7 protein-coding genes and 1 pseudogene are annotated in these 6,839 nt (G+C 36.6%); 2 read left to right on the forward strand and 6 right to left on the reverse strand.

Annotated elements, in window-relative coordinates; all coding sequences use genetic code 11:
- Positions 1-276 (forward strand): hypothetical protein (locus tag FQ082_RS13045; RefSeq protein WP_188018962.1); only part of this gene is annotated, 276 nt, incomplete at its 5' end.
- Positions 277-629: 353 nt separating this feature from the next.
- Here the strand turns inward: FQ082_RS13045 and FQ082_RS12760 are convergent.
- The 6 genes from FQ082_RS12760 to mobV all read right to left on the reverse strand — a co-directional run bounded on the left by FQ082_RS12760 (position 630) and on the right by mobV (position 6,076).
- Positions 630-1,532 (reverse strand): DMT family transporter, encoded by a 903-nt coding sequence (locus FQ082_RS12760; RefSeq protein WP_188018963.1) that lies wholly within the window; start codon positions 1,530-1,532, stop codon positions 630-632.
- Positions 1,533-1,546: 14 nt separating this feature from the next.
- A complete protein-coding gene (locus tag FQ082_RS12765; RefSeq protein WP_149493438.1) occupies positions 1,547-2,452 on the reverse strand; it encodes a 2OG-Fe dioxygenase family protein in 906 nt (301 codons plus the stop codon).
- A 261-nt stretch (positions 2,453-2,713) separates the two neighbouring features.
- Positions 2,714-3,478 carry a helix-turn-helix transcriptional regulator gene (locus FQ082_RS12770; RefSeq protein WP_149493439.1) on the reverse strand — a complete coding sequence of 255 codons (765 nt, stop codon included), beginning with the start codon at positions 3,476-3,478 and terminating at the stop codon, positions 2,714-2,716.
- A gap of 235 nt (positions 3,479-3,713) precedes the next feature.
- Complete coding sequence (repM, locus tag FQ082_RS12775; protein WP_149493440.1) at positions 3,714-4,658, reverse strand: replication initiation protein RepM; 945 nt, start codon at positions 4,656-4,658, stop codon at positions 3,714-3,716.
- 287 nt (positions 4,659-4,945) lie between these two features.
- On the reverse strand, positions 4,946-5,083 hold the full coding sequence (locus FQ082_RS13050; RefSeq protein WP_181717960.1) for a hypothetical protein: 138 nt from the start codon (positions 5,081-5,083) through the stop codon (positions 4,946-4,948).
- Between the two features lie 111 nt (positions 5,084-5,194).
- A complete protein-coding gene (mobV, locus tag FQ082_RS12780) occupies positions 5,195-6,076 on the reverse strand; it encodes a MobV family relaxase (RefSeq protein WP_149493441.1) in 882 nt (293 codons plus the stop codon).
- Between the two features lie 528 nt (positions 6,077-6,604).
- Between mobV and FQ082_RS12785 the strand changes: the two are divergent.
- Positions 6,605-6,839: pseudogene (locus tag FQ082_RS12785) on the forward strand (hypothetical protein); the annotation flags it as partial.

Raw genomic sequence — 6,839 nt, forward strand, 5'->3', positions numbered from 1 at the left:
CATGATTTAGACTTGTCGGTGTCTACGCTAAGAAGTTATCTCTACCGCTATAAAAAACGGTTAAAGGCGTTATCTGTAGCGACAGATAATTCTAGTAGTCAGGTTGAGATCAAGCATAAAGCCGTCAAACAAATTGTTGTTGATTTGCGCGGTAGTGATCCGATTCAAGAGAACGATACAGACAGTGAGGATGACTTAGACAAAGCACTGACGCCTGAAGAATTACAAGCGGCACTAGATGATATGAAAAGACAGGTTGAAACTGAAAGAAAATAGATATTTTTTATGCGAGAACAACAAGGACGAATCACCAGTAATCTGCTGACGCAATGTGAAGCCTTTCGGGGGTCGTTCCATTTCTGAGCGGTACGTGATGTAAAAAAGTATAGAACGCCTATTTTTATGATTTGGCTGTACATTTCGCTTATATTTAACGTACTCACGTAAAACAATAATGACTAAAAAGTTAGCCCCTTGTATCAGCAGATACAAGGGGCTTATTTGTTTTGTTCACTCTATTTGCTCATATGAACGGACAGTCCAATATAGGTAGTTTCTTTTTATCGGTCTGAATTAGGTAGGCTATTAGCTCGATTTAGTGTCTAATTAATTGGTTGGCTTGGGGTATATCATTTGCTGCTTTCGGCAGGTTTCTGAGTTTGATAAATAAACAAGCTTACGCAGACTAATATGACTCCAAAAATAGTCAAGGCACTCAAAGTAGTGTCAAAAACCAGACTCTCTAATATCATCGTCATTAAAGGTAATAAAAAAAATAAGGTGCTTACTTTGTCTGCGGAGCTATATTTGAGCATAAATATCAATAGTAAATATGCACCTACGGAAACCACTGCGCCCATCCATACTAATGACAGCAAAGAGTAAGTATTGATCTTAAAGGACAATCCTTGATAAACAATCACAGCGGAGAATATCAAAAATGAAAATATAGTCTGGATCAATAAGGTTAAAATAGGAGGCGTTTTAACCTTAGCTTGAGCGATAGTACCAAACGTGATGGATAGCAACGCCAGTGCAGAAAATACCATACCTGAAGCATTGATCTTATCAACGGTATGATAGCCTAATGTAGATAAAACCAAGCCTGAAAAACAAATAGCTAGTAATATTAAGTTCTTAAAGCTAACCGTATTTGAGCTTAATAGTGATGTTACAATAGGCTGTACACCAAGCACTAGTATAATGATGCCAAGGGATAGCCCTGTGTTAATAGCTGAGAAGTAAAACGTTAAATAGAATATTTGTAGCAATAGACCTGAAAATATAATGCCCTTAAGCTGTCCTTTTTCCCTCTTAAGCTTAGTGATATCTATTTTTTTATGGGCGGATTTTAGATATATTGCTAGAAGTAGTGACAAAGCGATTGCTGATCTTAAAAACAAAAAGCTCCAAGAGTTTGTATATTGCAAACCAATTTTTGCAAAGATGGCACCGCCACTCCAGATTGCCAAGAACGCTACAGGCGCAGCAAACTTTACAATATTATGCTTTGATTGGGTGTAAAAATTCAATTGCACGTCCTTGCTTACCTTACATCAAACTTAACGGGGTAATCTGGATGAGGTTCATTAGAGTCGTAATTAAATGATACATGACCTTCTACGCACTGCTTCCTTGTAAAAAAAATAAGCATATCCCTATTCGCAAGTTTATCTTCATTCTTTTGATAGACTGGGCTTAGACTATGCTTGCGCTCATTATCTTTGATTAAAACGGTATCCAAAAAATCCTTATGCCTCATAGAAGCTAGTAGATACTCTTTCTTTGTTTGGCTAAACCTTATGCCACTTTTTTCTTCGTTAGAATGTATATGTGTAATAGCACTGTCATCAGTCATATTCTTATAGCCTAAAATTGTGGTCATAGTATGATCTACACCATCGGAATGAACACCTTCTAGAGCAGGCTCACCTAATAACTCCCGTGAGGTTAGAGTTCTTAGATTAAATACTGTTGTTACCCAGTCTGAAGTCTTGTAGTTTAGATTGGGACGAGGTTGAATACTTGTATTATTAATAATAAGATTCTTTATTCTAAGCAAACCCTGGAATGCAGTATTTTTAGTTAGATTCTCACTCAAGCCTGTAAATTTTCTAAGTTGACCAGAATCATGTCTGATAAAGTCCTCAGCTGAGGATAGTACAAAAGGCTGAAATTCTGTTCTATAGATAAAGCCTTGAGTGTTATTGTGAAAAAACCTTCCATTTCTACTTTCCCTAAATCTTAAGGTAGGATCAGGTGGTAAGTCATTACTCACAATTTTTAAAACATCCAATTCATTATCATTAACACCTAAGTAAGTTAGTAGCTCTAAAACTTTAGTACTACTAATAAAAGCAAAACCATCCCTAATGTAATCTTTTTGAATATCAGCTATTTTCTCAAAAAAAATACTGTAATTAAGGTTATCTTCCTTCTTTAAAACCTTCATTTGCAAGCCCTTCTATATTTTTGTATAGGTTAATAAGCAATAAAAAAATTACTAAGACACATCATTTATATGATGTAACTATGGTAATGAAATTGATGCTTATGGGTTTGCTGGAACAGATGGAAATATGTGCTAATCAGCTCGTTATATAATCTAGCAATTATAAAATGATTGCGCTTTTACACTTACTCGCTAGAAATTTTGCGAGCTTGCTTTACAGAGATTTCAAGAATTCTTAGTAGCCGTACTGGGTATCATTTATCAAAATTGTTCACTATAAATCGGATGCTTCATATCTTGATTGTTGCAACGAAGTTTATATGGAGTCTGATGGTAGAAATTAGAAAAACGACGTATAAAGGCAGATACGTTATCATAACCGCATTTCTCAGCCACAATTGCAATAGGGGTGTCAGTATTGAGAATGAGACCAAGAGCTGATTTCATACGAAGTTCAGTAATATAGGCATAGGGCGTACAGCCAAGATATTCTTTAAATAATACCTTGAACTGACTTTCGCTTAGGCAGGCGATTTCAGCAAGTGACTTTATTGTATGGTTGATGGTGATATTGCCTTTTATAGCTTGAACGACAGAAGTTAAGCGAGTATCCAGTCGCTTAGTCATTTGGATAGTTCCAAGAAGCTCTTTTAATAATTCAAACATCATACCTTCTATCTTTTGGTTGTAAGCAGAGGTCAGTTGCTTTTCCACAAAAGATATATATAACAACGTTTTTTCATCCATTGAAAAGTGAGTTTCATTGAGTGACAGTTTTAAAAAGTCAATATCCTCTATATTTGCTACTAAAAAACGAAAGTCTTTTCTTGCCTGAAATTGATGATAAACACCTTTCCTTATTACTAATGTTTCTCCATAAGAAACCTTAATAGTCTGATTCATAATTATCATACTAATGTCACCCATTAAAGGCATAAGTACTTGATGATAATTATGAGTGTGACCCTCCAGTTGACTATCGTATGTTCTGATAAATAGATTATTTATTAGTTCAACATTTTTCATAAGTTATGCTTACTACCTAGAATATTTGTAGTTGATATGATATTAGTAAAGCATTATTTTTTAACGTGTAATGGTTGTGTCCCTCTGACTAATAGCGAGTTTTTGATTTTATAAATGTTTATTCCTAACGGTCACACATTTATAAAATCAAAACATCGGCGGGGGTAAGCCCCCCTACCCCCAATACTACGAAAAGACGTAGTATTAAAAAAGTAAAAAACTGAATATCTGATAGCTATAAAATAGTGCATGTCTTACGCTTTGCAGGTTGATAGCCTACTTTTGCAAGATAGGGTATATATTTCTTTTGCTGATTCTCGTCTGCTAAGTGATCAGCAATAACTGTAGCGTAGTGGTCAAAATCTCTGCCCTGTGGCGCATCATTACCTAGTTCAGGAAGTCGCGCTAATTTGCCACTGAATAATCTGATTTGGCTGTCTGTAAGTTTGATAAACGAACTGTCGTTAGTGGATTTAATGTGCTCAATGATTTGCTTTTGCTTAAATGAGAATGATACAGCGGTGATAGATTTACCAGTTTTGTGCTGAGCATATTTGACGGTAATATCTGTGTGTTCATTTATTTGATTGACCGCATGGTCTATAACTCTTGCCTTAAAATTACTCATTTTCTTATATTGTTCACGCTCAACACCTAATTTACTTCTAAGTTCATCAATATTATATTTTTGAGTAACTCCAACATCTCGCCATTGAATAATCAGTTCATAAAGTCGTATCGCATAGCTGCTAGTAAGGTTAGCAACTTCCGCAATGTCATAACTTGTATATTGTTTTTCTAGTCGTGTGATCAAGGGTACAACATCGGATGTAAAGCGCATATATACAATACCGCTATCGGGCTCAACACCTACCTTGTCCACCCAGCGACAATTAAATGATCTATCTTTACCATTCTTAGGGTTTTTATCATGGTAAGTCACATACCTATCAAATAAACCCTTACTGGCATCTTTTAGCATCGTATAGGCAGTCTTGTCATTTACTTTAAAGTGCTTAGCGTAGCTACTAGCATGAACTCTTAATAAAGTATCATGAGTAATACCTAGCTGTGAATTTCGAGCCTCAATAATAGCCAATAGAATAAGACGCTGTTCTGATAAATCGAGCGTATAACTTGCTTGTATCAAAGCGTTATCTTTCACTACAAGTCCGGACATTTCAGCACCTTATTAGATAAGTATAAATACTAATATAACACTATAAGCATACATCAATCAATGGTGAATCCTTAGGTGCGATAAACGTATGCTTATAGTGCGATAAACGTATGCTTATAGTGCGATAAACGTATGCTTATAGTGCGATAAACGTATGCTTATAAACGCTGTAAGCTATAATTAGCAAGGGCTGTATCGGATCTTAAAAGCTCTTAAAAGCATTTAAAAACATTAAAAGCATTCTTTTGTTTTTTTACTAACTAAAAATACAAAGGATAAAAGCCTAGTTACCTCGAAATATCAGGGTATTTTTTATGATCTTTTGGGTCAGGTAATCTATCCATTTTTTCTGGCTCATCCATCAACTTATTTTTAACCTCATCAAAAGCAGTAGAATTTTTCAAATTCTCCAGTTCTTTTAGCATTCTAGTAACTTTATTTTGCTTAGACCTCAATAATGAGCTATAAAAACCACTTTATTTGCCCAAATAATTAGATTTAAGGAGTTTCTAACTCTATTTTGATACATACCTAGCCTATTTAGTTTTATCCTTCTCTACAGCTATTTTACGGCTTTCTAGCTGCATGGCATGATTTACCCTAGCAATATCCTCTTGATTTAGCCCTTTAGTTGCTATTAAGTAAGGCTCAACACGTTTCTTGAGGGTGTCATAGCTTGCTTCTGCCACGCTTTTATCCACCCTCGCCTTCTCGTAGTCCATCAGAATGCTGTTAGCAGCCTTCACCGTCGGTTCTATTTGCTCAATAACCGCTGCTGTGACTTTTTCACCGTAGCTAGCCTTGCTTTCAAATAATTCAGGTTTAGGTGGTTCGGCTGTGATCCTAAAATCCCTAGCGTGATTGATATCGTGGTAATACGCTTTGATGCTGGTATGCTTGGCTTTAGAGCCTTCCTTGCCCCTCGTTAGCCCTAAATCCTTCACTTGGTTGGCAAAATCAGTCTGCATCTGCCTTAACTTAACTCTACCGCCTAGAAAATCCTTACAGTTCAGCTTTCCTCTTTGATCGATGGGAACCACATAAGCGACTAGCTGCGGTGTGCTTATGTCCCGATGAATACTGATACCCGCCATATTTTCTGCGCCATGTTTATCCATGAGCCATAAACTTGCTCGCTTAAAAAACTCAACTTCCTTGTCATTTCCCCAGCCTTCCCATTCAGGACTGGCGGTGATCAAATACTCAATACAGAGCACCGCATCAGCGCGTCTTTTTTCAGGGAGCCGGTTTTGTATTGCCTGTTTGACGGCTTCAGGGCTAGCAACGGTATGATCATTTTCAGGGGTGCGATTAGGGTCAGCATTGAGTGTTTCTATCGTTCGGTAGTTGTGTGCCAGACTGCCACCAATGTTGCCCATCGTCTTTAATTTTGCTGTTCTCAAAATTGCGTAGTTCATCGCCACTTTTTCCTGATAATTGGGGTTAATTTCATTGAAGGGTACTTACTACACCACAAATTCAGCTGTTAGGAAAGCGCGATTTTTGACGTAAAAAGAGGCAAAAAAGGGCTATTTAGGGGGTATTTTTCACTTTTTAGAAGCAACACTGTTTGCAGTTTGCAAACACCTTTTTCCGTTATAAATCAAGGGTTAACGTTAATTTTGTTTGCACTTTGCATACATTTTCAAGAAAACCGATTTCATTAACCTTAACAATATCAGCTATTTGGCAGTCCCTTTAGGGTGCGTATGGTGTAGTCATTAAATTGAATAATTTAATGACCAAGAAAACAGGTAGAAAAATCGGTTATTTTCTACCTGTGGTCAGCTTTTTTAGCAAAAAAGGCTGATAAGAGCGTTACTACCTCGTTACGATGCTTATTTGATGCATAAGTGAGGCAAAATAGCCTATAATGATGATGTTTTACGGTAATTTCCCTACAAAAGACGGGTAATCAGGGTTGATATTTTTATAGGTGAGTAACGATGGCGACAAGAACAAAATTTTCAAAATTCCGATCGCTGTATGCGGTGATTGAGGGTTTACTGGATACCTACACCCATGAAGGGGTGGTTGTGATACTGGCTGAAAGTCATGATTTAGACTTGTCGGTGTCTACGCTAAGAAGTTATCTCTACCGCTATAAAAAACGGTTAAAGGCGTTATCTGTAGCGACAGATAATTCTAGTAGTCAGGTTGAGATCAAGCATAAAGCCGTCA

The organism is Psychrobacter sp. ANT_H56B (assembly GCF_008369245.1).
Classification (GTDB): Bacteria; Pseudomonadota; Gammaproteobacteria; order Pseudomonadales; family Moraxellaceae; genus Psychrobacter; species Psychrobacter cryohalolentis.